Origin of the sequence: Conexibacter woesei Iso977N, from assembly GCF_000424625.1 — a bacterium.
Taxonomy (GTDB): Bacteria; Actinomycetota; Thermoleophilia; order Solirubrobacterales; family Solirubrobacteraceae; genus Baekduia; species Baekduia woesei_A.
The window spans coordinates 1-24485 of record NZ_AUKG01000006.1 but is presented as its reverse complement, the minus strand read 5'-3'; the positions used below and the strand labels follow the sequence as shown (position 1 = coordinate 24485).

The following is a 24485-nucleotide window of genomic DNA, read 5'->3' as shown; positions in this document are numbered from 1 at the left end:
CGCGTCTTTTCCCGCTGACCGGCGGCGGGGTCGCGGGTTAGCGTGAAGCGGTGTCCATCGATGTGCCGATCCGCGTCGTCCTGGCCGACGACCATGTGTTGATCCGCCGCGGCCTGCGGCGCCTGCTCGACGGCGAGGCGCGCATCGAGGTGATCGCGGAGGCCCATGACCTGCCGGCGGCCGAGCGTCGTGTCCACGAAGGCCGGCCGGGCGTGCTCGTGATCGACCTGAGCATGTCCAACGGCACGAGCATCGACGCGATCCGCCGCCTGCGCCGGCACGTCGCGGCCACGCAGATCGTCGTGCTGACGATGGAGGACAGCACGGTGTTCGCCCAGCAGGCGCTGGGCGCAGGCGCGATCGGCTTCGTCGTCAAGCACGACGCCGACGCCGAGCTGACGCCGGCCGTGCTCAGCGCCGCTCGCGGGAGGGAGTACGTGAGCCTGCGCGTCGCCGATCGTCTCGCGGCGCTGCGGCGCGCGCCGGTCTAGCGGCCGGCGCCGCGCGCCGGTGCGGGCAGCTCGGCGCGCACGAGCGTGCCGGCGGGGCCGGACTCGATCGCCAGCGTGCCACCGGCCAGCGTGACGCGCTCGCGCATGTTCGCCAGGCCGTAGCCGGACGCGGCCGCGTCGGTGGCGAACCCGGCGCCGTCGTCGCGGACCTCCATGACGACCGTGCCCTCCGCGGCGACGACCGTCACCCGCGCCGCACGCGCATGCGCGTGCTTGACCACATTGGTGAGTGCTTCTTGGGTGAGCCGGTAGATCGTGGACTCGACCTCGGGCGCGAGCCGGTCGTCGCCGTCGCCCGGTCCCGGCAGGGTGAGCTGGGCGGTGATCGACGGCGCGCCGTGGGCGCCGCGGCTCTCGATCAGCGCGTCGAGCGCGGGGCGCAGCCCGAGCTGGTCCAGCGCCGCGGGTCGCAGATCGGTGATGATCGCGTGCAGGTTCTCGATCTCCTGCTGGATGTGCTCGATCGCCTCGTCGACGGCGAGCTCGGTCTGCCGCGCGTCGCCGCGGCGACGCGCCGCGGCGAGCAGCAGGTGCAGCGCGCCGAGACCCTGCAGCGTCTCGTCGTGCAGCTCGCGGGCCCAGCGGCTGCGCTCGGCGTCGGCGGCCGCGAGCAGGCTGCGCAGGCGGTCGGACTCGACGCTCTGGGCCAGCGCGACGGCGGTCGCGGCGCTGGCCGCGAAGGCCCGCAGCCGCTGCTCGTCGTCCCTGGTCAGCGCGTCCGACGGGCCCAGGCTGCTGGTGTCGATCAGCGTGCGGCCGCGCCGGACGATCAGCTCGAGCACCCGCTCGAGGCCGGTGTCACCGGCCGCGATCGCCGGCGCGTCGGCGACGCGGCGCCCGCCGCTGCGACGGGCCAGGCGCGCCTCCTCGATGGCGGTGGCCGCCCAGTCGGCGAGGATCACAGCGGCCTCCTCGTCGGCTGCGGTGAACGGGCCGCCCTGCTTCTCGGTCAGGTACAGGCCGCCCCAGGCCGTCTCGCGGTGCAGGATCGGCACGCCGAGGAAGCTGCGCATCGGCGGGTGGCCCGGCGGGACGCCGATGCTGCGCGCATGCTCGCTGACGTCGGCGAGCCGCAGCGGCTGGGACTCCTGCCAGAGGACGCCCAGAAGGCCGCGGCCGCTCGGCAGGTCGCCGATGCCGTCGCGCGTGTGCTCGTCGATCCCGATGGTGAGGAGGTCGTCGACCTCGTCGTGCTCGCCGAGGATCGCCAGCGCCGCGTAGCGCGCGCCGGTGACCTCGCGGGCCGCGGCGAGGATCCGGTCGAGCACCGCGTGGGGGTCGAGCTCACCGACCAGCGCCCGCCCCGCGTCGAGCAGGCGACGCATGCGCAGCGGGTCCGAGGCGGTGTCCATTCCTACCGCCAGCGTACCCGGCGCCATCCGCACTACACCGCAGCCGACGCGCAGAGGAATCCCGATGCCGGCGCCGGCCGGGAGGTCTACGTTCGGTGAGTGGCCCTGCCTATCGTCTTGCCATCTGCGGCCGACTACCCGTCCGAGCGCGTCGTCGACGTCGCGCTGCGCGACGGGCGGACCGTGCGCATCCGACCGGTGCGGCCCGACGACGCCGCGGGGCTGGGCGTGTTCCTCGACGGCCTGTCGCCGGATTCGCGGGTCTTCCGGTTCTTCTCGGCCGGGGCCGATCTGCACGCGGCCGCGCGCGCGGCGGCCGATGTGGACTACCGCGACCGCTACGGCATCGTCGCCCTCTCGGGCAGCGACGGAGCGATCGTCGCCCACGGCATGTACATCCGCATGGGGCCGGGACCGGCAGAGGTCGCGTTCGCCGTCGGCGACGTGCTCCACGGCCAGGGGATCGCGACGATCATGCTGGCCCACCTCGCCGAGGCGGCCGCGGCCAACGGCATCGACCAGTTCTACGCCGACGTGCTGCCCAGCAACCACCGGATGGTCGATGTCTTCCGCGAGAGCGGGCTCGACGCGCAGGTGCGCGCGGAGCCGGGCATGTTGGTGGTGTCGATGCCGACCGAGCTGTCGGCCGACGCCCAGGCGCGTTACGACGAGCGCGACGCGACGGCGGCGGCGGCCGCGGTCGAGGCGGTCCTGAGACCACGCGGCCTCGCCGTCATCGGCGCGTCGGAGCGTCCGGGATCGGTTGGCGGCGCGGTGCTGTCCAACGTGCTCGCCGCCGGGTTCACCGGGACGGTCCACGCCGTCCACCCGCGCGCCGCCGGCGTGCACGGCGTGACGGCCCACCCGCGGATCACCGACATCTCCGAGCCCGTCGACCTGGCGGTGATCGCGACCCCGGCGGCGGTGGTCGCCGACGCCGCGCGCGACTGCGTGGCCAAGGGCGTCCGAGCGATCGTCGTGATCTCGGCCGGCTTCGGTGAGGCCGGCCCCGACGGGCAGGAGCGCCAGCGCGAGCTGCTGGAGATCTGCCGGGCGGGCGGCATGCGCCTCGTCGGGCCCAACTGCCTCGGCGTGCTCAACACCGATCCGGCCGTGGCGCTCAACGCGACGTTCGCCCCGACCCAGCCGCCCGCCGGGCGCGTTGGGTTCCTGTCACAGAGCGGTGCGCTGGGCATCGCGGTCATAGAGGCCGCCGCCGGGCTGAACATCGGCCTGTCCTCCTTCGCGTCGGTCGGCGACAAGGCCGACCTGTCAGGCAACGACTTCCTGTCCTATTGGGAGCGCGACGAGCAGACCGACGTCGTCCTGTTGTACCTGGAGTCGTTCGGCAACCCGCGGAAGTTCTCGCGCGTCGCTCGGCGCGTCGCCGCACGCAAGCCGGTGATCGCCGTCAAGGGCGGCCGCACCCCGGCCGGGGCGCGCGGGGCCGGCTCGCACACCGGCGCGCTGCTGGCGGGCTCGGACTCGGCGGTCGACGCCCTGTTCCACCAGGCGGGCGTCGTGCGCACCGACACGCTCGGCGAGCTGTTCGACGTCGCTTCGATGCTCGTGCGCGAGCCGCCGCCCGCGGGCCGTCGCGTCGGCATCGTGACCAACGGCGGCGGGCTCGGGATCCTGTGCGCCGACGCCTGCGAGGCGGCCGGCCTGGAGGTCCCCGAGACGCCGGCCGGCACAGAGCAGGAGCTCCGCGCCGTGCTGCCGGCCGAGGCGGCGGTCGGCAACCCCATCGACTTGCTGGCGACCGCTTCGCCGGACCACTTCGCCGCGGCGATCGACGCCCTCTCCAAGAGCGACGCCGTCGATGCGCTGATCGTCCTCTACGTGCCGCCGCTGGTGACCGACCCCGAGCCGATCGCCGTCGCCATCCGCGCCGCCGCGACGCGCGGCGGCCTCCCGATCGCCGCGGTGTTCGCCATGCGCGAGGCGCCGGCGGCCGCCGCCGGCCTGCCGTGCTTCCGGTTCCCGGAGGACGCGGCGCGAGCGGTGGCGCGGGCCGCGCGCTACGGCGCGTGGCGGGCGCGCCCACGCGGCCACGTGCCGGCGCTGTCGGTCGACGATGCCGCGGCCGGTAGTGTGATCGCCGAGGCGCTGCGGCGCGGGCCGGGATGGCTCCAGCCGGCCGAGGCGACCGCGCTGCTGGACCTGTACGGCATCGCCCAGCCGCGCCACCAGGTGGTGCCCGACGCGGCCGGCGCGGTGCGCTGCGTGTTGGAGTGGCAGACGCCCGTGGCGCTCAAGGCGATCGCGCCGGGGCTCGTGCACCGCACCGACGCCGGTGCGGTGGCCACGGGCCTGACGGGACCGGCCGCGGTGCGGCGCGAGGCCGACGCCATGCAGCTGCGCCTCGAGAACGCCGGATCGCATCCGCAGGGGTTCCTCGTCCAGGAGATGGCGCCGGCCGGCGTCGAGGTGCTCGTCGGGGTGACGGTCGATCCGACGTTCGGGCCGATCGTCGCCGTCGCCGCGGGTGGCGCGACGACCGAGCTGCTCGGAGATGCCGCGATCCGCCTGACGCCGCTGACCGATCGCGATGCCCACGAGATGGTCCGCGAGCTGCGCACGTTCCCGCTGCTCGACGGTTTCCGCGGAGCGGCGCCGTGCGACGTTGCGGCGGTCGAGGACGTGCTGCTGCGCCTGAGCGCGATGGCCGAGGCGCACGAGGAGATCGTCGAGATCGAGGTCAACCCGCTGATCGTCTCGCCTTCCGGGGCAGCGGCCGTCGACGTGCGTGCACGGATCGCGATCGCCCCTCTGGCGAGGCCCGAGCCATCGCTGCGCTCGCCGCGACCACGAGGGTGAGCCGCCGGCTCAGGAGGTCGCGGGAACGGCGCGATCGCGCCGCTCGGACTCGCTGGCCACGGCGGTGTGCGGGACGACGAGCACCGGGCACGGGGCATGGTGGATGAGACGGTCGGAGGTGCTGCCCAGCGTGAGGCGGTGCGCGGCGCCCCAGCCCCGCGAGCCGCAGACCATCAGGTCGACCTGGGCGGTCAGGGCGTCGAGCTCGACGGCCAGCACGCCGCTGACGGCACGGGCGTCGACCTCGACGCCCAGCCCTGCGACGGCGATGGCCAGGGCCGTCTCGGTCTCGGCCCGGATCTCGGCGGCGACCCCGGCGACGTCGGCCTGGGCGTAGCCGGCGAGCGTCGGCAGGCGGTCGTAGTCGATGACCTGGCGAACGACCAGCCGCGCGCCGCAGGAGCCCGCGAGCCCGGTGGCGGTGGCCAGCGCGGCGTACGCCTCGGGGCCGCCGTCGAAGGCGACGCCGATCGTCTCCAACGCGCCTCCGGAGAAGTCTCGCGGCGCGATCGCGACGGGGCACGGCGCGCCATGCAGGACGGCCCGGGCGACGTCGCCGAGCAGGATCCGCCCGGCCGGCCCATGGTGGGCCGAGCCGACGACGAGCAGGTCGGCGTGCTCCTGCTCGGCGCAGCGGTGCAGGCCGCGCGCGGGCGAGGTGTCGGGGATCGCGACGGTGCGGGAGTCGCCGAGCCCGCATGCGTCGCGCGTCTGGTGCAGGGCCTCGGTCACCCCGTCGCGCAGCGCGTCGCCGTAGCCCAGCTGCACGAACCGGCTGAACGTCGAGTCATAGGGGTAGGTGGCGGCGAGCACGAACTCGGCTTCGGGGGTGAGGACGAGCGCGAGGGCGATGGCATCGTGTCCGCCGTCGAGCCCGTCGTCTCCGATGACGACCTTCTTGTACATGATGCTCATGGGCGCAGCAGGCTCGAGGTCCTTGGCCACGGTGGGCACCGGCGGTCAGCCCGCCGGGACCGTTTCGGTCGCGGTCACCGGCAGCGCGACGTCGATGGTGAGGTCTCCGGCGTGATCATCTGCCATCGATGTGGACCCCTGATCGGTCTCCAGCTCCGCGAGCCAGGGTGAGAGGTAGCGGCCGTCGATCTTGTGGGCCACCGACCACAGGTGCATCTCGCGCGGCGGCGTGTCTCCGGCGCCACCGTGAAGCGCGTGCTCGAGGTAGGCGGCGCCGTGCCCGGTGAGGAGGCGGCCGCGCAGGACCGGGTGGAACGGGGTGGGGTGGACGTCGGCGCCGGCGGCGGCCGCGAGGACCTCGGCGACCGCGTCGGCCTGCTGGCAGGCCAGGCCGCCCTGCTTGATCGGATACGTCGTCGCGTCGCCCGCTGCGTAGACGTCGGGAAGGGTGGTGACGCGGCCGTGCTCGTCGACGGGGATGAACCCGCGCTCACCGGTCGGCACGCCGACGATCGTGAGGCCTTCGATGGTCGGCAGGGCCACGACGCGCTGGCTGTCCAAGGGCGTGCCCTCGGGCAGGACTTCGGGAGACCCGTCGTCGCCTTGCTGCGTGGAGCAGTTGCCACGGAACGCGATCCCGGCCTTCTCGAGCAGCGCGGCGACGGCGGCGCTGGCCTCGGCGCCGAAGAGCGCGAGCGGCTCGGGCTCCGGGGACACGAGCTGCATGTTGATGTCCTCGATGCCCATGGTCCAGGCCTCCTGGGCGGTCATCAGCGCCAGCTCGTAGAGCGGCAGCGGCCAGGTGGTCCCCGGGGGCACGACGAAGCTGACGGTGTGCGAGTAGCCCTGGTCGATGTCGGCGAGCAGGCCGTTGAAGTTCAGCGTCGAGCGGTCGCCGGTGAACGTGAGGGCCTTGCGGAACGCCGTACGGTGCTCGGCGCCGACGGCGAGGACGAGCGCGTCGTAGGCCAGCGGTCGTTCTTCTCCGGTGCACAGGAGGGTGTGCTGCTCGGCATCGACGCGGACGAGGGAACCGGTGATGAGCTCGGCGCCGACGCGGGCGGCGAGGTCGTCGAGGCGATGGCGTCGCACCTGGCCGCGCGAGAACGGCTCGGCGGTGCGCAGCGGGCGCAGCGCGAACTCGGGCTCGGGGGCGATGATCGTCAGGCGCACGCGGTCGCCCGCGAGGTCGTGCAACGCGAGCGCGCACTCGACGGCGGCGACGCCGCCTCCGGCGATGACGACATGATCGGGGCGAGAAGAAGCATCCATGGCCTCACCGAAGCTACGCGCGCAGGACGCTCTCGCCCTCCGTGTTTTTCCGCAGGGCTGATGGTGGTGGACACATCGAGAAAAGGCGACAAGTGTGGTCTTCTCGATCGTCATGGGCAGAGCGTGGCAGCTCGGCGGCCGGTGGTTCTGCGGGTTACCCGCAGCGGTCGTGCGGGGCTCTCCCGATGATCGGCGGATGATGGCGAGGGATGCTGATGACTCGCCGTCCCACGCAAGGAGAGACCATCGCCATGCCTCGCCCGTTCCGCCTCGCCGGCATCATCGCCGGCATCGTCCTCGTCGCCTTCGGGATCGGGGCGATCGTCATCGGCGTCTCCGGCCGTCATGAGGTCAGCACCGACGTCAAGCGCGAGCAGATCGTCGGGACGCCCGACATGAAGCCGTCGCTGATCGCCGTCGAGGCCAGGAAGGCCGGCGTGACGACCGCGCTGCCGACCTGCGACGTCGCCGGCCAGGCCATCTCCAACGGCAGCCAGGCCAAGTGCTTCGCCAGCTACATGCGGATCCACGCGCTGGTCGCGACGGGCGGCAAGACCTACTCCCAGATGCCGCAGTACGCCAGCGCCGACGGCAAGGGCACCGACGTGATCGCCCAGGCGGTCAAGGACCCCAAGACGGGCCTCCCGCAGAGCAACGCCGCGCGCCAGGTCTGGGTCAGCGAGACCGCGCTGAGCACCGCGCTCAACACCTCGTTCTTCGCCTCCAGCGTCGGCACGTTCGCGATCGTCATGGGCATCGCCCTGCTGCTCAGCGGCCTCGGCTTCATCGTCCTCGCCGCCGGCCTGCTCGGCCCCGAGGGCCTGCGCCGCCGCGGCAGCGAGACCAAGACGCCGCCGGCCGCCGTCACGCCGGCCGCGGTCTAGCCGGAACCCGCCGCCCTCACGCCGCCGCGACCGGCTCGCGCCGGCGCAGCGTCGCGGCGAGGGCGGTCCCGGGGTCGCCGGTGGCGGGCAGCGTCGCCGCCGCCTGCGGCTGCCCGGGCTCGAGGCCCAGCAGCGTCGTGAGCAACAGCAGCGGCGCGCCCGCGGCCCAGGCCTGCGGGCGCGAGGCCGTCGGGAACGCGACCGGCACGCCGGTCGTCTCGGCCGGGTAGCCGGCGAAGACCTCCGGCAGGCGATGCTCGAAGTGCGGCGCGGCGCTCAGGACCGCGCCGCCGATCCGGGCCGCGGCGTCGTGCAGGCCGTAGCGCGCCAGGCCCGCGACGATCAGCGAGTTCTCGTGCGGCCACACGGTCCCGGTGTGGTACCCGAGCGGGTTGTAGCCGCCCTCGCGGCGGCCGAGCGTCCGGACGCCCCAGCCGGAGAACAGCTCGTCGCCCAGCAGCGCGGCGGCTGTCGCTGACGCCTCGTCATCGTTCAACAAACCGGACCACAGAAGATGCCCGATGTTGGACGTCAACCCGTCGACCTGGCGCTTGCTCCCGTCGAGCGCCAAGGCGTGGCAGCCGCGCTCGGGCATCCAGAAGTCCGCGCGCACGCGCGCGCGAAGCTCGTCGGCCTGCTGGTCGAGGCGCACGGCCAGCGCCGGGTCGTTCCAGACCTCGCGGGCCAGCCGCGCGCAGCGGCGGCGCGCGTCGTAGACGTAGCCCTGGATCTCGCAGGTCGCGATCGGACCCTGCGCGAGCGTCCCGTCGGCGAACTGCATCGAGTCCCAGCTGTCCTTCCAGCACTGGTTCAGCAGCCCGGTCGCGGCGTTGCGCCGCGCGTACTCCACGTAGCCGTCGCCGTCGGCGTCGCCGCTGTCCTCGATCCAGAACAGCGCGGCGCGCGCGTGCGGCTCGAGCTCCCGGACGAGCGCGGCGTCACCGGTCCAGCGGTGGTACTCGTCGAGCAACACCAGGAACAACGGGGTCGCGTCGGCGCTGCCGTAGTACGGCGAGTGCGGCCGGCGGCCGCTCGCGGTCAGCTCGCCGAAGCGCAGCTCGTGCAGGATCTTGCCGGGCTCCTGCTCGTGGAAGTCGTCGCGCGTGGTCGCCTGGCGCGCGGCGAGCACGCGCAGGGTCGTGGCCGCCAGCTCGGGCAGGTAGGGCAGCGCCTGGAAGCTCGTGAGGATGCTGTCGCGGCCGAAGAGCGCCATGAACCACGGCAGCCCGGCGGCCGGCAGCGTCGCGGGCTCGCCGAGGTTGGGGTGCAGGCGCAGCGCGGCGAGGTCGGTCAGGCTCGCCTTGTAGGTGCGCGCGAGCGCGGCGTCCTCGGTCTCCAGCGCCGGGGCCTGCGCCAGCCACGCTTCCAACTCCATGGTCTTGGTCGCGTACTGCGCCTCGATGCTCCCGCGCGCGGGGCTGCGCTGGACGAACGCGGCGCCCGGCTGGGCCGAGCGGGGCGTGAGCGTGAACGTCGCGGTCCAGCTCTCGCCGGGCGCGAGCATCAAGCTGTAGGCCAACCCGCCGCCGGTGTGGCGCGCGGGTGGGTCGGAGCGGATCGTGACCGCGCGCTCGAACCCGGCGGCGCCGGCGTAGCTGAGCGTCAGCGACCCCGCCGCGTCGTCGTGGTGCCACGTGATGTCGCGGTCGGCGGCGGTGCCGTCCTTGACCTCGAAGAGGTCGGCGAAGTCGGTGTCGACGACCAGCCGGACGGCGATCTCGCTGGGCTCGTGGCGGTGGCTGACGATCGTCAGCTGCTCGGTCCAGACCTGGTCGAGCAGCCGCCGGCGCATGATCGAGTACGGGGCCTGCTCGTCGGGGCCGACGTCCGGGGTCAGGAAGAACTGGGCCAGGAAGTGCGACCGCTGGTCGAGGCCGAGGAGGGTCAGCGGCGCGTCGTCGACCTTGAGCTCCCAGTGCGAGACGAAGCGCGTGTCGTCGGAGAAGAACCCGTGCTCGCGGCCGCCGCCGCGGCGAACGTCGCCGCTGCGGTCGCCGACGACGAACGTGCTGCCCTCGAGGACGCTGATCGTGCGCTCAGCCATCGGCGGCGACCGGCCGGGCCGCGACCGAGGCGTACAACTCGGCGTACTGCGCTGCGACGACCGCTGCGTCGCAGTGCTCGACCACCCACGCGCGGCAGGCGCGGGGCGACAGCGCCGGGAGCGACAGGACCGCGGCGGCCATCGCGGCCTCGTCGGCGACCAGGAACCCGGTGACGCCGTGCACGACGACCTCGGGCGCGGCGCCCTCGTCGAACGCGATCACGGGCGTCCCGCAGGCGAGCGCCTCGATCATCACCATGCCGAACGGCTCCGACCAGCGGATCGGCATCAGCAGGCCGCGGGCCCCCGCGAACAGCGCGCGCTTGGCGGCGCCGCCGGTCTCGCCCACGAAACGCACGTGCTCGCCGTCGAGATGCGGCGCGATCTCGGCGGCGAAGAACGCCTCCTGACCGGGCTGGACGATCCCGGCGAGCACGAGCGGGACGCCGGCCGCGCGGGCGGCGGCGATCGCGCGGTGCGGGCCCTTCTCGGCGTTGATGCGCCCGACCCAGAGCAAGTAATCGTCCTTGGTCTCGCGCAGGGGCCAGGCCGCGACGTCGACCGGGTTGCGGATGATCGCGTCGGCCACGACGCCGACCGGTGCCGACCGCAGCTGCGCGGCGCTGATCGCCACCAGCGCGGCCTTGTGGCCATGGCCGGCGTAGAACGCAGCGGTCCCGGCGTCGAACGGGCCGTGCAGCGTGTGGACGAACGGCACGTCGAGGCGGTCGGCCAGCGCGAGCGCGGTGAAGCCGCAGTGGTCGTGGACGACGTCGAAGTCCCCGAGCCGGTCGAGCGGCTCGATCGCCGCGAACGCGCGGGCGACGTGGTCGGACTCGTAGAGCGCGCGCTCGATCTCGTCCGGGTGGGTGGCGCCGAGCAGCGTCTCGACACGGGCCGACGAGGTCGAGCCGGGCGCGCAGAAGAGCGTCACCTCGTGACCCAGCGCGACGAGCGCCTCGGTGAGCGCGCTGACCACCGTCTCGACCCCGCCGTAGCCCGACGGGGGAACGGTGATCCACGGCGGTGCGAGCATGGCGACGCGTAGCGGGTCCGGTGCCTGCGGGCGGAGCGACGACGTAGGAGTGATGCCGTCCCGCCGCACCGAACGCGACGAGAGGCCTGGGCTGGTTGCGGGGGTCAATGCGACCCTTCCTCTTGAGCGCCCGAGTCCCCTCAGCCTAGCGTGAGCGCCGGGAGCCCGGCTCAGGCGGCGACGGGCTCCGGCTCCGGCTCGGCAGCGGCGGCGGGGCGGAGGCGCGTGAGCGGCGCGATGACGGTCTCGGCGGCCTTGCGCGTCGCCTGGTTGGGCAGCGCGAGGCGGAAGACCTTCTTCCACGCCGAGGCGACCTGCTTGGGCAGCGGGCCGCTGGTGTAGGTCAGGCCGTAGCGCTCGAAGAGCTCCTCGACCTTGGGCGCGATCTCCTGGTAGCGGTTGCTGGGGAGGTCGGGGAAGAGGTGGTGCTCGATCTGGAAGGAGAGGTTGCCGGTCATGAGGTGCATGAACGGGCTGCCGGTGATGTTGGCCGAGCCGAGCATCTGGCGCAGGTACCACTCGCCGCGCGTCTCGCCGTCGATCGAGGTCTTCTCGAAGGTCTCGACCCCTTCCGGGAAGTGACCGCACATGATCACGGAGTGCGTCCAGACGTTGCGCACGAGGTTGGCCGTGACGTTCGCGCCGAGCGTGGTGAGGGCTGAGGGTCCGGAGAGCAGCGGATGCACGACGTAGTCGCGGGTCGCCTGGCGGCGGATCTTGCGCAGCACCTTCCTGGCCTGGCCGGCCAGCTCGCCGGGGTCCTTGCGCCCCTTGAGGGCCTTGCCGACCTCGAGGTCGTAGGCGGCGATGCCGTATTCGAAGAAGCACGCGTTGATGAAGTTCCACAATGGCTGAGCGATGTAGAACAGATGCCACGGCTGATCTTCGTCGACGCGCATGATCCCGTAGCCGAGGTCGTTGTCGCGGCCGAGCACGTTGGTGTAGGTGTGGTGGAGCTCGTTGTGGGAGTGCTTCCAGAGCTCGGCGGGGGAGGCGTTGTCCCACTCCCAGGTGGTGGAGTGGATCTTGGGGTCGCGCATCCAGTCCCACTGGCCGTGCATGACGTTGTGGCCGATCTCCATGTTCTCCAGGATCTTGGAGACGGAGAGGCCGGCGGTCCCGGCCAGCCACGCGGGCGGGAACAGCGAGACGAGCAGCACGGCGCGGCTGGCGAGCTCGAGCCCGCGCTGGGTCCGGATGATCGAGCGGATGTACTCGGCGTCGCGTTCGCCGCGGCTGGCGACGACCTGCGCGCGGATCGCGTCGAGCTCGCGCCCGAGGTTCTCGATGTCCTCCGCGCTCAGGTGCGCGATGGGGTCGTTGGGCTTCTTCTGCATGGCGGTCATGGCGGTTCCTCTCAGAGGTCGATCTGGCAGGGGCCGGCGGCAGCCGACACGCAGGTCTGGACGAGCACGGGGCGGGCGGGACCGCTGTCGGGGGAGGCGCTCGTGAGGTCCCCGTTGCGCAGGTCGCGCACGGCGCCTTCGCGCAGCGGCGCGACGCAACCGAAGCAGATGCCCATGCGACAGCCGGAGGGCATCAGCACGCCGGCGCTCTCGCCCGCGTCGAGCAGCGACGTCGCGCCGCCGGCGTCGACCTCGATCGCGCTGGCGGTGAAGGTCACGGTGCCGCCCTCGCCGGTGGTGGCGACCGTGGGGCGGAAGCGCTCGGTGTGGAGGCGGTCGGAGATCCCTCGATCGGCCCAGCGGCGTTCGAGCGCGTCGAGCATCCCGGCGGGTCCGCAGGCCCACGTCTGGCGCTCGTCGAGGTCGCCGACCAGATCGGCCAGCTCCTGCGCGTCGAGCATGCCGTCGGCATCGGTGTGGCGCTCGATGAGCCGGACGCGCCCGCGCGCCGCCAGCATGCGCAGCTCGCCGCCGAAGATGACGTCCTCGGCGGTCGGCGCCGAGTGCACGACGACGACGTCCTCGAGCTCGTCGAGCGCGTTGCGCAGCATCCCCATCACCGGCGTGACGCCGCTGCCGGCCGTGACGAACAGGACCTTGGCCGGGCGCGGGTCGGGCAGGACGAACTCGCCGCAGGCCTGGTCGAGGTGGACGAGCATCCCGACCCGCGCGCGGCGCACGACGTGGGTGCTGACCACGCCGTCGGGGATCGCCTTGACGGTGATCGCGATGCAGCCGTCGGGCCGGTCGACCGTGGAGGTCAGCGAGTACGCGCGCCACTGGCGCACGCCGTCGACGTCGAGGCCGATCCGGATGTACTGGCCGGGCACGTGCCCGGCCCAGCCGCGTCCGGGCCGGATCACCAGGCTCACGGCGTCGCGGGTCTCGGGGTGGACCTCGACGATCCGGCCGCGCAGGTCGGCCCCGGCGCGCAACGGGCTCACGAGGTCGAGGTAGTCGGCCGGGAGCAGCGGCGTGGTCATCAGCCCCACGACGTCGATCGCGCGGTCACGGAGGCGGGAAGCGACGCGGCGCGTGTCGAGCGCAACTGGCATGGGTTGAAGGTACGTGCCGACGGAGATAACTTCTTGTCCATGACACGTGAGCGTGCGCTGCACTTCTGTTCGGAGGGAACAAGATGAGTGGAAGTGCCGCCGTCCACGGCGCCTCGCGGCTCGCCCTGGACACCGAGATCGGGACCCGGCTGCGCGGCCGGCTGCCGGCGGTGGCCGAGCAGACGGTGCAGGCCGTGGTCGCCGAGGTGCCCGGCTACGCGGGCGCGTTCGGCGGCGAGCTGCGGGCCAACATCGAGCGCGGGGTGCAGATGGCCCTCGGCGGGTTCGTCCGCCTGGCCGAGAACGCCCGGGACAGCGACCCGCGGATCCCGCTGCAGCCCGCGCTGGAAGGCGCCTACGAGCTGGGGCGTGGCGAGGCGCGCGACGGCCGCACCATGGACGCGCTGCTCGGCGCGTACCGGGTCGGCGCGCGTGTCGCGTGGCGCGAGCTGTCGGCGGTGCTCGTCGCCGAGGGCGTGCCCGCCGCGGCGGTCGCGCAGTTCGCCGAGCTCGTCTTCGCCTACATCGACGAGCTGTCGGCGGCGAGCGCCGCGGGGCATGCCGACGAGCACGCGACGACCGGCCGCGTGCGCGAGCTCTACCTCGAGCGGCTCGGGCAGCGGTTGCTGGAGGGCGCGCCGCACGAGGTCCTGGCCGAGGCCGCCGAGCGGGCCGGATGGGATCCGCCCGTGACGCTGACCGCCGTCCTCCTGCGGGAGGTACACGCCGGACCGGCCGTCGCCACGCTCGATGCGCGGACGCTCCGGCTGCACGACGACCGCGCCGGCGCCGACGAGACGGCGATCCTGCTGGTGCCCGACGCCGCGGGCGTCCACCGGGCGACGCTCCTGCAAGCGCTGAAGGGACGCGGCGCGGTGGTCGGGCCCGCGCGGCCCTGGACCGCCGTCGCCGCCTCGGTGCGGCGGGCCGGCCGCGCACGCGACCTGATCCCGGCCGCCGCCGACGAGGCCGTGGACACCGAGGCCCACCTCGCGACCCTGCTCCTGGGCTCAGACGCCGAAGCGCTCGCCGACCTGCGCCGCCGGGTCCTCGAACCGCTGTCGGACCTCCGCCCGAGCACCGCGGAGCGCTTGGAGCAGACGCTCCGCTCGTGGCTCCTGCACCAGGGCCGCCGCGACGACGTCGCCGCCGACCTCACCGTGCACCCCCAGACCGTTCGCTACCGGATGACGCAGCTGCGCGAGCTGTACGGCGACCGGCTGCACGACCCGGCGACGGTCCTCGACCTCGTGATCGCCCTCGGCGTCCCCCGCGGCGCGCCGTCGCCGTCCGATGCGCAACCCGGGGACGCACCTCGGTAGCGCGAAATCGGGGACACTGGGCCGATGGCCCCACGACCGCTCACCGATGCCGCCGTCCTCAAGCAACTCAAGACCGTCGGCGAGAAGATCGCAGGCACGGTCTCCGGCAAGGAGCGCCTTGCGCTCCTGCGTCGCCAAGCCCAGCTCGGAGATCAGCGCGACGCCGCGGCAGACAAGGCACGCAAGGCCAAGCAGTAGCCAATCGGTCGTCGCGATCGATCGGTCGATCGATCAGCGGTTCGGGAGGTCCAGCGTCTCCTGCTCGGGCACGCCTTCGCGGAGCTGGTGCTCGCGCTCGATCTCGGCGTTGAGCTCGGCTCCGAAGAGCAGTGCGACGTTCGTCAGCCAGAGCCAGACGACGAGGACGATCGCGCCCGCGAACGCCCCGTAGACGGCGCCGACGTTGGCGACCTTGCTGAGGTAGGTCGAGAACCCGGCCGAGGCGATGAGCCACAGCGCGACGCCGGCGACCGCGCCCGGGGTGACCCACCGGAACGAGCGCTGCCGCACGTCGGGCGTCACGTAGTAGATGTAGGAGAACACGAGCATGGCGACCGCGACGGCGCCCGGCCAGCGAGCGATGTCCCAGATCTCCACGACGGTCGATCCGAGCCCGAGGAAGCCGAGCAGGTCCTCGGCGAGCGTCGCCCGGCGTCGGCCTCGTAGACGACGTTGAGCGCGCGGCGCGCGGCCTCAAGCGCCCCGGTGGTCCCGTAGAGCGTGACCACGACGCTGATCGCCAGCGTGGTCGCGGCGGTGCCCTTCTGCTGCAGGGCGGCGCGCAGCGAGCTGTCGAGCGGGACGAGCGCGGAGGGTGGGACGACGTCGCGCAGGTAGCCGAGGATCGCGTCGTAGGTGGCCGGGTACTGGCCGACCAGGCCGAGGATCGAGACGGCGAGCAGGAGCGCGGGGAACAGCGACATCAGCGCGCAGTAGGTCAGCGCCGCCGCGTGGTGGGTCATCTGGTCGTCGTAGAACGCCCGCCCCGTGCGCAGCAGGACGCGCGGGACCGCGCGCAGCTTGCGCGTCGCGCTCATCTAGCGGTCGGCGCCCTCGCTGGCCTGGCGGAGCCTCGGCGGTCCGCCGTGCCAGTCGAGGCAGAGGATCGTCGCGTCGTCGCGCAGCTCACCACCGCAGGCTTCGACAACGCGGCGTGTCAGGTCCTGCACCGCTTCGCGAGGGTGCAGGTGCCGGCTGGCGGTCAGGATCGACATGGCGTCGATCGCTGCGGCATTGCGTTCGAGTATCCCGTCGGTGAGGAAGACGAGGCGGTCGCCCGCTCGCAGCCCGAGCTCCTGGACGCGGTAGGCGCCGGATGGTGAGGCGGAGAACGGCAGATCGGCCATCAGGGCCACGTGCTCGGCGTGACCGTCACGGATGCGGATCGGGGCGGGATGTCCGGCGTTGACGACGCCCGCGGTTCCCGACGGGAGATCGATGCGTACAAGTTGGCCGGTGACGAACTCCTCGTCCTGCGCGTAGCCGGCCAGGGTCCGGTGGGCGATGGCGGCCTGCTCGGCCAACTCGACGCCGCGGCGCCGGGCGTTGCGCAGGGCTCCGACCAGGACGGTGGCCAGGAGCGCCGCGTTGAGGGTGTGGCCCATCGCGTCGGTCATCGAGAGGTGCAGGGTGTCGCGCTCGAGGCTGAAGTCGAAGGTGTCGCCCCCGACGTCGCCGGCCGGCTCCAGCCACCCGGCGAGCGTGAACTGGCCTGCCTCCAGGGTGTAGGAGCTGGGCAGCAGGCGGTGCTGGATCTCGGCCTCCAGCGACAGCGGCAGTGAGCGCTGACCCCATTCGTAGAGGTCGGTGAAGCGGCGGTTGGCGATCACGACGTAGGCCAACGCGTGGGCCGCGAGCGCGACGCCCGCGATGGTCTGCTCGTCGGGCGTCGCATCCACCATGAGCTCCAGGACGCCGACCGCCTCGCCGCGGCTGGTCACTGGCGCGAACAGGCGGGCGCCGTCGTCCTCGGTGACGATCTGGACCTTCTGCTCGGCCAGCGCACGCCCGTGCGGCGTGCCGCTCAACGGCACGGAGGCGCTGAGCTCGCGCCCGCGGGCCGCGGCGTTTCCGGCGCGGGGCCGATGGCTCAGGCGGATCAGCGACTGGCCGCTGTAGTCGGCGATGAGGAAGCTGACGTCGCGCGCGCCGAGCGCCTCGCTCAGAGCGTCGCCGACCACCTCTGCCGCCGCGACCGGCGGCGCAGCTTCGACCGCTCCCAGCAGCACGTTCAGGTTCAAGGGAGAGCGTCGCCGGTCTGTCACCGCTTGAGTGTCACCGATGTCGATGACCTCCGCGCGGGTCCTCCGGCTGATCATCGCCATCGCAGGCGGCGTGATCATCCACTCGCGGTCAACCCGATCCGGTGTTTCAGATCAAGTACACCAACTTGGCTTCCCTCGGTCGCGGCTGATGGTCGTCCCGGCGCTACTCCCGAAAGGCCCTGCTTTGCAGGGCATCACCGCTCGAACGTGCGCGTCAGCCGCGTCGCCATTCCGGCCGCATCGCGCGACAGCAGCAGTGCCTGGGCGCTGGGCGCTGACGCGAGCGTGTGGCGGACGCTCGTCGACAGCTTGATCGTCACCGGGAACTTCGCGCCGCCCTTCTGGTTGAAGCCCTTGCTGGCAAGGTTGTGGTGGTTGGCGCGGATCGTGGCTGTGCCCTCGCAGAGCCCGGCGGCCTTGGGGCAGTAGAGCACCAGCTTGGCGGTGCCCTCCTTCCGGTCCAGGTGCGCAGAGCGGATCTGCAGGGGCGACGGGTCGGAGGCGCCGTCGACCGTCGTGCTCGGCGGGGTCTGCGCGCCGGAGGGTGCCGGGGCGGTCGGAGCGGCCGGCGGCGCGATGGTCCCCGAGTTGCCGTAGAAGACGGGTGTCGCGACACGGACATCGTCGAAGAGCAGGCCGTGGCCGGCCAGCGCGGGCACAGCGGTGCTGCGCGTCTGGAACAGCAGTTCGTCGATCGCCGGCGGGGCGCGATGCTCGACCGAGCGGAAGTAGTCCTCCCAGGTCGTCGCGGTGATCGCCCTGTGGCCGTCGACCGCGACCCGCGCGACGTCGTTGCCGGCACCGTCGTTGAACTGCAGCGCGATCACCAGCAGATGCGGGTTGTTGCGAGACAGGCCCGTGGCGACGACGTGGTCGGCGAACGCGTTGTTGGTGTAGTCGGTCCAGATGACCTTCAGCCCGTCGGGCTCGTCGGTGATGCGGGCGTAGCCCATGCGCCCACCGCCCCCGTTGTCGGGCGACACGGCGACGTCGAGGCCCGGCTGCTGGGCCGGGGTTGCTGTGGTCGCCAGGTCGGCCGAGGCGAACCGCAGCGACGCGACGTAGCGCGTGCGCCGCACGCCGCCGGCCTTGCCGCCGTTGGCCGCGGCGCGCTCGCCGGCCCCGTCGATCACGTCCGCCGAGCGCGTCTGCTCGATCAGGCCGGGGCTCGTCACCGCGTTGGAGATCCGCAGGCTCTGGTCGCCGAAGAGGGCGTTCAGCGGCGACCCGGGCGGGTTGGCGACGATCTGGTGGTCCTGGCCGAGGGTGGCCTGGGTCCAGCCGTCGTGGCCGGTGAACGACTGCCCGGCGGTGAAGTCGGGCGGCTCGAAGAGCGTGCCGCGGACGTCGGCGTGAGCGGCGGCGGGGACGGCCATCGCGATCGCGCAGGCGGCGAGGGGGACGAGGCGGCGGGACATGGCGGGCTCCTTCATGGCGCTTGGATGGGGGTGACGCCGCTATCGGACTGATGCTCAGCACCTCAGGCTCGCTCGTCCGCTCTGCGCCGCTTCTGGTGATGTGGAGCCCAGACTAGAGGACGGCTTTCGCTCTGTGTTTCTGCTGATCGAAAACAGAGTAGACAAGGTCAGGAATGCTCTTCGTGCGTTAGTCCTGCGTCGGACCAGCGGCCCGCCGGGAGTGCGCGAGGCGCGGTCAGCCGTAGACGGCGCGCGCTCCGAGGATGTCGCCGCGTCCGAGGGTCCGCTGGCCGGTGTAGCCGAGCGTGGCCTGGAAGTGCATCGTCAGCTTGCCGCTGTCGTCGAGGTCGCTCAGGCCGATGCTGTGGCCGAACTCGTGCGCTCCGACGCCCTGGTAGTCGTAGGTGCCGGCCGAGCCCTTGTTGGACCACTTCACGCTCTTGGCGAAGCGGGTGTCGGTCTCGACCGACGTGTCCCCGGACCGCCAGATCCACGTGCAGGCGATCGCGGCCGACCCACACGAGCTCTTCGACAGGTTGGCCTTGTCGACGACGTTGTAGCCGTCCTGGACGCCGGCGTTCCGGGTCGTGCTGCCGTCGAAGGTGGTGGTGAAGTGGGTGGTGTCCTTGAAGCCCGAGCAGTCGGTCACGGTCTTGTCCCACTCCTCATGAGCCTTCTTCAGCGCGGTCCGGGTGCTGGTGCTCTCGCCGAAGCCCTTGGCGTTCCAGCGCCAGGCGTACCGATCGTCCGGCCATGCGCCGGGGCTCTCGGCATGCGTCTTGTCCTGGCAGGCCGAGACGGCCGCAGCGCCGGCGAACACGCTGCGCGACACCGCGAAGTGCGGATCGCGGCTCGCCGGCCCGAGCGTCCGCGGCAGCACGCTGGCCAGCAGCTTGCGCAGGGCGCGGTGGAAGACGGCGCGGTAGCGGACGTCACCGACCGGGTCGCCGTACGTGGGGGCGACGATCGACTTGCGCCGCACGATCACCGCGGGCAGGAGGTCCCGCCTGCCGCCGGTGTCGCGGATCGGCAGGACCGTCATGCCCAGCGTGGTGCGCCCCTGGGTGTCGCAGCGGGTGATCCGGTAGCCGCCGTCGGCGAGTGGCTCGGTGACCTCGCTGCCGTTCTCGATGTTCCGCCGGATGGTCAGCGCCACCAGCAGCCCGTGGGCGGGCAGGCACGGGCGGGCGGCTGTCCGGGCGGCTGGATCGACAGCGGGGCTGGCGCCGGCGGCGGGCCCGAGAGCGCCGGGCGCCACGAGGCAGGCCAGCAGGAATGCGGAGGTCAGCGGTCGTCGCATGGTCCGTGGGACCAGGATCGCCGATCGGCGGCGGCTGGTGATCACCCGAACGGGATGAACGACGCGGCCAGCGGGAAGTTCGCCGGCGCCACCGTCACGGAGGTGATCGTCGATCCAACGCTGTCGGTGCTGCAGTGCCTGACGACCGGAGTCTCTGACCTGACGGGCGTCGCGACCCTGACGGTCACCGGCATCTAGACGCCGCGTCGGATCGCCCGCCGGCGTCAGCGCAGCTGACGCAGCGCGAGGACCGTCGTCGCCAGGTCGTCCGGGTCGTCGAGGTCCAGGGCCGTGAGCTCGCGCGCGCGGCGCAGCCGGTGATCGAGCGTGTTGGGGTGGATGTGGAGGCGCTCCGCCGCGCTGCGGCGATCGCACCCGACCGACACGTAGGTGGCGACCGTCTCCAGCAGGTCGCCCCGCGACCGGCCGTTCTCGGGACCGAGCGGAGCGATCACCCGCTCGCGCAGATCGGCGGCGACCCGCGGCGCGTGGGCCAGCAGCAGGTCGAGGGCCAGCGCGCGCAGCGGGACGATGCCGACGCGACCACGGCGCAGCGCGATGTCGATGCCGTGCCGGACGTCGGCGAGGCTCTCGGCGAGCTCGTGGCGGCGGGCCTCGACGTCGACGACCGCGAGGGCGCCGGGCGGCAGCCCGCCCGGGGGCAGGGCGGTACCCGAGGCCGGGCGCGGCGCGGTGAGGCCGACGACACGATCGCCCTCGGTGACGGCCAGCACGCCCACGCCGCGCAGCGCCGCGGCCGCGCGCCCGTGCGACCGGCCGCCCTCCCCGGGGATCGCCATCGCGAACGCCACGAGGTCGTCGGCCGGCGAGAGGCCGATCTGCTCGGCGGTCTGGTGGTGGCCGGCGTCCAGCGCCGTGCCCGCGACGAGCGCGTCGAGCAGCGCGCGCAGGCGCCGCTCCCGCTCGGAGACGTGGTGCTCGCGCTCCTCCAGGTAGGCGGCGGCGACGGTGTCGGAGACCTGGTCGAGGTAGTCCATCACGAGCTCGGCGGCGCGCGGCAGCGTGTCGAGGTCCTCCGGCTCGGACGAGGCCACGATCACCCGCCAGGCCGCCGTACCGCCGCGCCGGTATGCGCGCAGGAGGTCCTCGAGCGGCATGCCCTCGCCCGCGCGGTTCTTGGCGGAGGCGCGAAAGACGTCGAAACGGTCGGGCGGCGGCGCGGCGCCGTCGGCCAGCCAGTCCAGGCAGAGGTCGACGTTCTCACGGATGATCCGCAGGATGTCGCCGCGGATGACCGAGTCGGGCAGGCGTGCGTAGCCCGGGATCTCGGTCCGGAACGTGCTCAGCATGATCTCCGCGAGACCGTCGCGGTCGATCCGCCCGGCGAGCCGGGCCAGCGGTGAGGCGGCGGTCCGAATCCCGACATTGTGACGGATCACCGCAAGTTTGGCACCGGTCTTCTCGTGCTGGACGCACCGCGATGGGACCCTTGGCGCCTGTCCCGAGTGCGCCACGTCGGCGTGCCCATATCCAGGAGAAGCTGTGTCCCATCGTCTCTCTGCCGCGGTCGCGTGCTCGGCCGCGGCGTTGCTGGCGGCCGCCGCGGGCGCGTCGTCGGCCTCCGCCGCGAGCGTCGCCCCGAAGGCCACGCTCGCGAGCTCCAGCCAATCGGCGCTGCTCGCCGCCCGCGGCGCGGTCGTGACCCTTCAGGCGCCGGCCGGAAGCGTCAACGCCGTCGCGCTCTACGCCGGCGACCACCGCGTGTCCGCGACGAGCCGCGTGGTCGCCCACCGCGCCAAGCGCGTGCGCCAGGTGCTGACGCTGACCGGCAACGGGACGGCGCTGCTGCGCCGCTGCACGGCCCGCACGCTCGAGGTCCGCATGACCGTCCGGCGTGGGTCGCGGACCACCACCGTGCGCGACCGCCGGAAGCTGGCGCTCGACGCCAAGCGCTGCCCGGCGCCCGCGCCGGCGCCGGCGCCCGCGAGGCCCGCGCCCGCGAGCCCCGCGCCGCAGCAGCCCGCGCCGCAGCAGCTCGCGCCGCCGGTGCCGTCCGTCCCGGACGCGCCCAAGGCCGATCCGGCGCTGTTCCAGGTCGGCACGGCGGTGGTCGACATCTCACCCGACAGGCCGATGTACGTCGGTGGGTACGGGTCGGGCTACATGGTCAACGGCGGCGTGCACGACCCGCTCCAGGTGCGGGCGTTCTTCGTCGGCCACGGCAAGCAGGCCGTGACGTTCGTCTCGGTCGACGCGCAGGGCTGGTTCGCCGCCTACCAGGCGCCGAACATCGGCGACGGCCAGGACGACGCCCGCCGCGAGGCCGCGGCCGATCTCGCCGCCGACGGCTACGAGGTGACCGCCGCGAACATCGTCGTGTCCTCCACGCACGACCACGCCGCGCCGACGATCATGGGCATCTGGGGTCACACCGACCCGGCCTACCTGCACCGCGTCAAGGAGGCCGCCGTGCAGGCGGTCGTCCAGGCGCAGGCCAACGCCCGCACGGCCCAGCTGTGGTCGGCGACCGGCACGATCCGCGGCCTGCTGTCCCAGGTCCAGGGCACCGACCAGATGGCCGGCTTCGCCGTCGACGACACGCTCCCGATCCTGTGGGCGCGCGAGCCCGGGACCGGCGCGACGCTCGGCCTCTACGCCGACGTGCCGGTCCACGCCGACCAGTACGACGCGACGGAGGCCGGCAACGACCAGTTCACGGCGGACTACCCCGGCTACGTGCGCGACCGGCTCGCCACGACGCTCGGCGGCACCGCGGTGATCGCGATGGGCACGCTCGGTCGCCAGGAGGGGATCGGCTCGGACCCGGACTACTCCGAGGTCTCCGAGCAGGGGCGCTTCGTGACCAACGCGCTGACCCGCGCCCTGAGCCACGCGCGCCGCATCACCGACACCACGCTGGCCGCGGCCAAGCAGTCGTTCTCGACCCCGGCCGAGAACACGGGCCTGCTCGCGGCGATGTCGTGCAACCACGTCGGCGGCCCGCTCGGCTGCCCCGGTCCGTTCACCGAGCCGGCCGGCAACGACGAGCAGGGCACGTGGGACTGGCGCGCCGTCGGCGGGATCTTCACGATCGACCGCTCGCTCGACGCGCCGTACTTCTCGTCCTCGCCGCCGCTGTCGCTCGGCACGTCGGCGACCGTCGCGCGCATCGGCGACCAGGTCTACGCGACCGCGCCGGGCGAGGCGTTCCCGGAGGTCACCGACGCGATCAAGCGCTCGTTCGCCACGTCCCCGGGCGTGCGCGACGTGCACGTCGTCGACCATGCCGGCGACCAGCTCGGCTACTACTGGGACGCGCGAACCGGCGTCTACCCGGCGGCCCAGCTCGCCCAGAGCGACTTCGCGAAGTTCAACGTGGGGTCGCAGCTCGCCCAGGACAACGTCGACGCGGCTCGTGACGCGGGCGACGCGCTCGGCCTCGATCCGACCGCGCAGTCGGCCTTCGCCGAGATCGACAACCCGAACGCGTTCTCGCAGCCGACGATCCAGTTCTACCCCGACCGGGTGGAGACCGACGATCCCGCGGTGAGCTTCTACGCGAGCGCCAAGAAGGCGCAGGCCGCCGGCGCCGCCTCGACGTCGATCGGCTCGACGGCGGGCACGCAGAACGACGGCCTCGTCAGCTGGGACTTCGACGACGGCACCGTCCAGGCGCTCGCCGGCGGGACCCGGTTCACGCACACGTTCCCCGGGCCCGGCGTCTACCGCGTCCAGGCGAGCGTCACCGACAACCTCGGCCAGACCTACCGCTGGACGCAGGCGGTCCGGATCGACGCGCCGCTGTCGGCGGGCGTCGACCAGACCACGGAAGCGGGCAAGAGGGTCCTGGCCGTGCACGCGGTCGGCGGCCAGCGCCTCGACGTCATCGCCGCCCACTGGACGTTCTCGGACGGCTCGAAGGCCGAGGGCGACAGCGTGACCGTCCCCGCCGGGGCCGACCACGCCACGGTGGACATCACCGACGGCGCCGACAACACGGCGACCGCCACGGTGGCCATCGGCTGACCCCCGGACGGCAAGGCCGCCGGCGAGCGATGTCGCCGGCGGCCTCCGTGCGTGTGGTGGGTCAGCAGTGGATGATCAGCGTGGTGAACGCGACGCAGCCGGCGCCGGCGCTGTCGTTGGCCGGGTTGGGGTCGGTGGGTGAGCTGGCGGTGCGGGTCGCGGTGGCGTGCAGGGGCAGGCCGATGGTCAGCAGCCTGAAGTTGGCCCTGAACGTGGCGTGCGCGGTGGCGCCGTTGGCGATCGCGCTGATCGGGCAGGACGCCCGGTGCGTGCTCGACGAGTACGTGCAGGTCGAGGACGTGATCGACGTCACCGCCGAGGGCAGCTGGGTCGTGATCGTCACCGCGCTGGCGTCGGCGGGACCGTTGTTGGTGACCGCCACGTCGTAGTTGACGCGCTTGAAGATCAGCCCCGACGCGGTCGCGGTCAGCCCGACGCCGAGATCGGCGGAGGGCGGCGTGGCGGAGGTGACCGTCAGCGACAGCGCGGAGTCGGTCGCCACCGTGGTGGTGCCGTCGCTGCTCCTGGTGAAGAACCCGCCATAGGCCGCGATCACGTCGCCGGGCGTCGCGGTGGCCGAGACGGTGAAGTCCGCGGTGCCGGTGACCGTCTGGCCGACGGTGGGCGGCGGGACGAGGCTCTGGAACTCGAACGGCGCGTTCGCGGGGTCGTAGTCGCAGAAGACGATGTCGCCCCCGCAGGTCCCCACCAGCGCCAGCTCGTCGAGGTTGGTCCCGGGGGCGTTGGTGTTGATGTTCGAGCCCATGGTGAACCCGGCGTCGCTGCCGACCGCGTCGCCGGCGGCGACGGTGTAGGAGAAGTCGAAGGTGACGGTCTGACCGGGCGTGGGCGTGGTGTCGTCGACGGTCAGGCTCAAGCCGTTGGGCCCGGTGACGGT

The 24485-nt window shown here is 73.1% G+C and carries 21 protein-coding genes; 7 read left to right on the top strand and 14 right to left on the bottom strand.

The window, feature by feature from the left end; genetic code table 11:
• Positions 1 to 50 precede the first annotated feature (50 nt).
• Positions 51 to 491 carry a response regulator gene (locus H030_RS35710; RefSeq protein ID WP_035130495.1) on the top strand — a complete coding sequence of 147 codons (441 nt, stop codon included), beginning with the start codon at positions 51 to 53 and terminating at the stop codon, positions 489 to 491.
• On the opposite strand, the gene H030_RS0127340 is transcribed toward H030_RS35710, so the two are convergent.
• Positions 488 to 1864, bottom strand: a complete 1377-nt coding sequence (locus H030_RS0127340) for a GAF domain-containing sensor histidine kinase (protein WP_027008469.1) — start codon at positions 1862 to 1864, stop codon at positions 488 to 490. The two genes, H030_RS35710 and H030_RS0127340, sit on opposite strands and share 4 nt — an antisense overlap.
• Positions 1865 to 1981: 117 nt before the next feature.
• Here H030_RS0127340 and H030_RS35705 point away from each other — a divergent pair, with 117 nt between their 5' ends.
• On the top strand, positions 1982 to 4684 hold the full coding sequence (locus tag H030_RS35705; RefSeq protein ID WP_051223841.1) for an acetate--CoA ligase: 2703 nt from the start codon (positions 1982 to 1984) through the stop codon (positions 4682 to 4684).
• A 9-nt stretch (positions 4685 to 4693) separates the two neighbouring features.
• Here the strand turns inward: H030_RS35705 and H030_RS35700 are convergent, their stop codons facing one another.
• Both H030_RS35700 and H030_RS0127325 read right to left on the bottom strand, forming a co-directional pair.
• Positions 4694 to 5599: a universal stress protein gene (locus H030_RS35700; protein ID WP_051223840.1), complete on the bottom strand. Its 906-nt coding sequence runs from the start codon at positions 5597 to 5599 to the stop codon at positions 4694 to 4696.
• Positions 5600 to 5644: 45 nt separating this feature from the next.
• A complete protein-coding gene (locus H030_RS0127325) occupies positions 5645 to 6871 on the bottom strand; it encodes an FAD-dependent oxidoreductase (protein WP_027008468.1) in 1227 nt (408 codons plus the stop codon).
• 251 nt (positions 6872 to 7122) lie between these two features.
• Between H030_RS0127325 and H030_RS0127320 the strand changes: the two genes are divergently transcribed.
• Positions 7123 to 7755 (top strand): hypothetical protein, encoded by a 633-nt coding sequence (locus H030_RS0127320; RefSeq protein WP_027008467.1) that lies wholly within the window; start codon positions 7123 to 7125, stop codon positions 7753 to 7755.
• Positions 7756 to 7771: 16 nt separating this feature from the next.
• On the opposite strand, the gene H030_RS35695 is transcribed toward H030_RS0127320, so the two are convergent.
• The 4 genes from H030_RS35695 to H030_RS0127300 form a co-directional block, all read right to left on the bottom strand.
• Positions 7772 to 9799, bottom strand: a complete 2028-nt coding sequence (locus tag H030_RS35695; RefSeq protein WP_051223839.1) for a glycogen debranching N-terminal domain-containing protein — start codon at positions 9797 to 9799, stop codon at positions 7772 to 7774.
• Positions 9792 to 10835, bottom strand: a complete 1044-nt coding sequence (locus H030_RS0127310; protein WP_051223838.1) for a glycosyltransferase family 4 protein — start codon at positions 10833 to 10835, stop codon at positions 9792 to 9794. Before H030_RS0127310 ends, H030_RS35695 begins: the two co-directional genes overlap by 8 nt.
• A 170-nt stretch (positions 10836 to 11005) precedes the next feature.
• Positions 11006 to 12181, bottom strand: a complete 1176-nt coding sequence (locus tag H030_RS0127305) for a fatty acid desaturase family protein (protein ID WP_027008465.1) — start codon at positions 12179 to 12181, stop codon at positions 11006 to 11008.
• A gap of 11 nt (positions 12182 to 12192) precedes the next feature.
• On the bottom strand, positions 12193 to 13296 hold the full coding sequence (locus tag H030_RS0127300) for a ferredoxin reductase (RefSeq protein WP_051223837.1): 1104 nt from the start codon (positions 13294 to 13296) through the stop codon (positions 12193 to 12195).
• Positions 13297 to 13379: 83 nt separating this feature from the next.
• Here H030_RS0127300 and H030_RS0127295 point away from each other — a divergent pair, with 83 nt between their 5' ends.
• Both H030_RS0127295 and H030_RS39440 read left to right on the top strand, forming a co-directional pair.
• Positions 13380 to 14618, top strand: a complete 1239-nt coding sequence (locus H030_RS0127295; protein WP_027008463.1) for a PucR family transcriptional regulator — start codon at positions 13380 to 13382, stop codon at positions 14616 to 14618.
• 24 nt (positions 14619 to 14642) lie between these two features.
• On the top strand, positions 14643 to 14816 hold the full coding sequence (locus H030_RS39440) for a hypothetical protein (RefSeq protein ID WP_155892316.1): 174 nt from the start codon (positions 14643 to 14645) through the stop codon (positions 14814 to 14816).
• A gap of 33 nt (positions 14817 to 14849) precedes the next feature.
• Here the strand turns inward: H030_RS39440 and H030_RS40560 are convergent, their stop codons facing one another.
• The 5 genes from H030_RS40560 to H030_RS35690 form a co-directional block, all read right to left on the bottom strand.
• Positions 14850 to 15215, bottom strand: coding sequence for a YihY/virulence factor BrkB family protein (locus H030_RS40560; protein ID WP_196809295.1), 366 nt, complete (start codon positions 15213 to 15215; stop codon positions 14850 to 14852).
• Positions 15137 to 15655: a YihY/virulence factor BrkB family protein gene (locus H030_RS40555; protein WP_027008461.1), complete on the bottom strand. Its 519-nt coding sequence runs from the start codon at positions 15653 to 15655 to the stop codon at positions 15137 to 15139. The genes H030_RS40560 and H030_RS40555 overlap by 79 nt, the downstream gene beginning before the upstream one ends.
• The gene (locus H030_RS0127275; protein WP_027008460.1) at positions 15656 to 16858 is read right to left on the bottom strand and encodes a PP2C family protein-serine/threonine phosphatase; all 1203 of its coding nucleotides are present in this window, start codon (positions 16856 to 16858) and stop codon (positions 15656 to 15658) included.
• A 218-nt stretch (positions 16859 to 17076) separates the two neighbouring features.
• Positions 17077 to 18300: a hypothetical protein gene (locus H030_RS0127270; protein WP_155892315.1), complete on the bottom strand. Its 1224-nt coding sequence runs from the start codon at positions 18298 to 18300 to the stop codon at positions 17077 to 17079.
• A 235-nt stretch (positions 18301 to 18535) separates the two neighbouring features.
• Positions 18536 to 19600 (bottom strand): matrixin family metalloprotease, encoded by a 1065-nt coding sequence (locus tag H030_RS35690; protein ID WP_155892314.1) that lies wholly within the window; start codon positions 19598 to 19600, stop codon positions 18536 to 18538.
• A gap of 54 nt (positions 19601 to 19654) precedes the next feature.
• Here H030_RS35690 and H030_RS39435 point away from each other — a divergent pair, with 54 nt between their 5' ends.
• Complete coding sequence (locus H030_RS39435; RefSeq protein WP_155892313.1) at positions 19655 to 19798, top strand: hypothetical protein; 144 nt, start codon at positions 19655 to 19657, stop codon at positions 19796 to 19798.
• A gap of 26 nt (positions 19799 to 19824) precedes the next feature.
• Here the strand turns inward: H030_RS39435 and H030_RS0127255 are convergent, their stop codons facing one another.
• Complete coding sequence (locus H030_RS0127255; RefSeq protein ID WP_027008458.1) at positions 19825 to 21000, bottom strand: PucR family transcriptional regulator; 1176 nt, start codon at positions 20998 to 21000, stop codon at positions 19825 to 19827.
• Between the two features lie 103 nt (positions 21001 to 21103).
• On the opposite strand from H030_RS0127255, the gene H030_RS0127250 reads away from it, so the two are divergent.
• On the top strand, positions 21104 to 23587 hold the full coding sequence (locus H030_RS0127250) for a PKD domain-containing protein (protein ID WP_155892312.1): 2484 nt from the start codon (positions 21104 to 21106) through the stop codon (positions 23585 to 23587).
• Between the two features lie 61 nt (positions 23588 to 23648).
• On the opposite strand, the gene H030_RS38010 is transcribed toward H030_RS0127250, so the two are convergent.
• Positions 23649 to 24485: DUF11 domain-containing protein (locus H030_RS38010; protein ID WP_051223836.1), on the bottom strand; the 837-nt coding region annotated here is incomplete at its 5' end.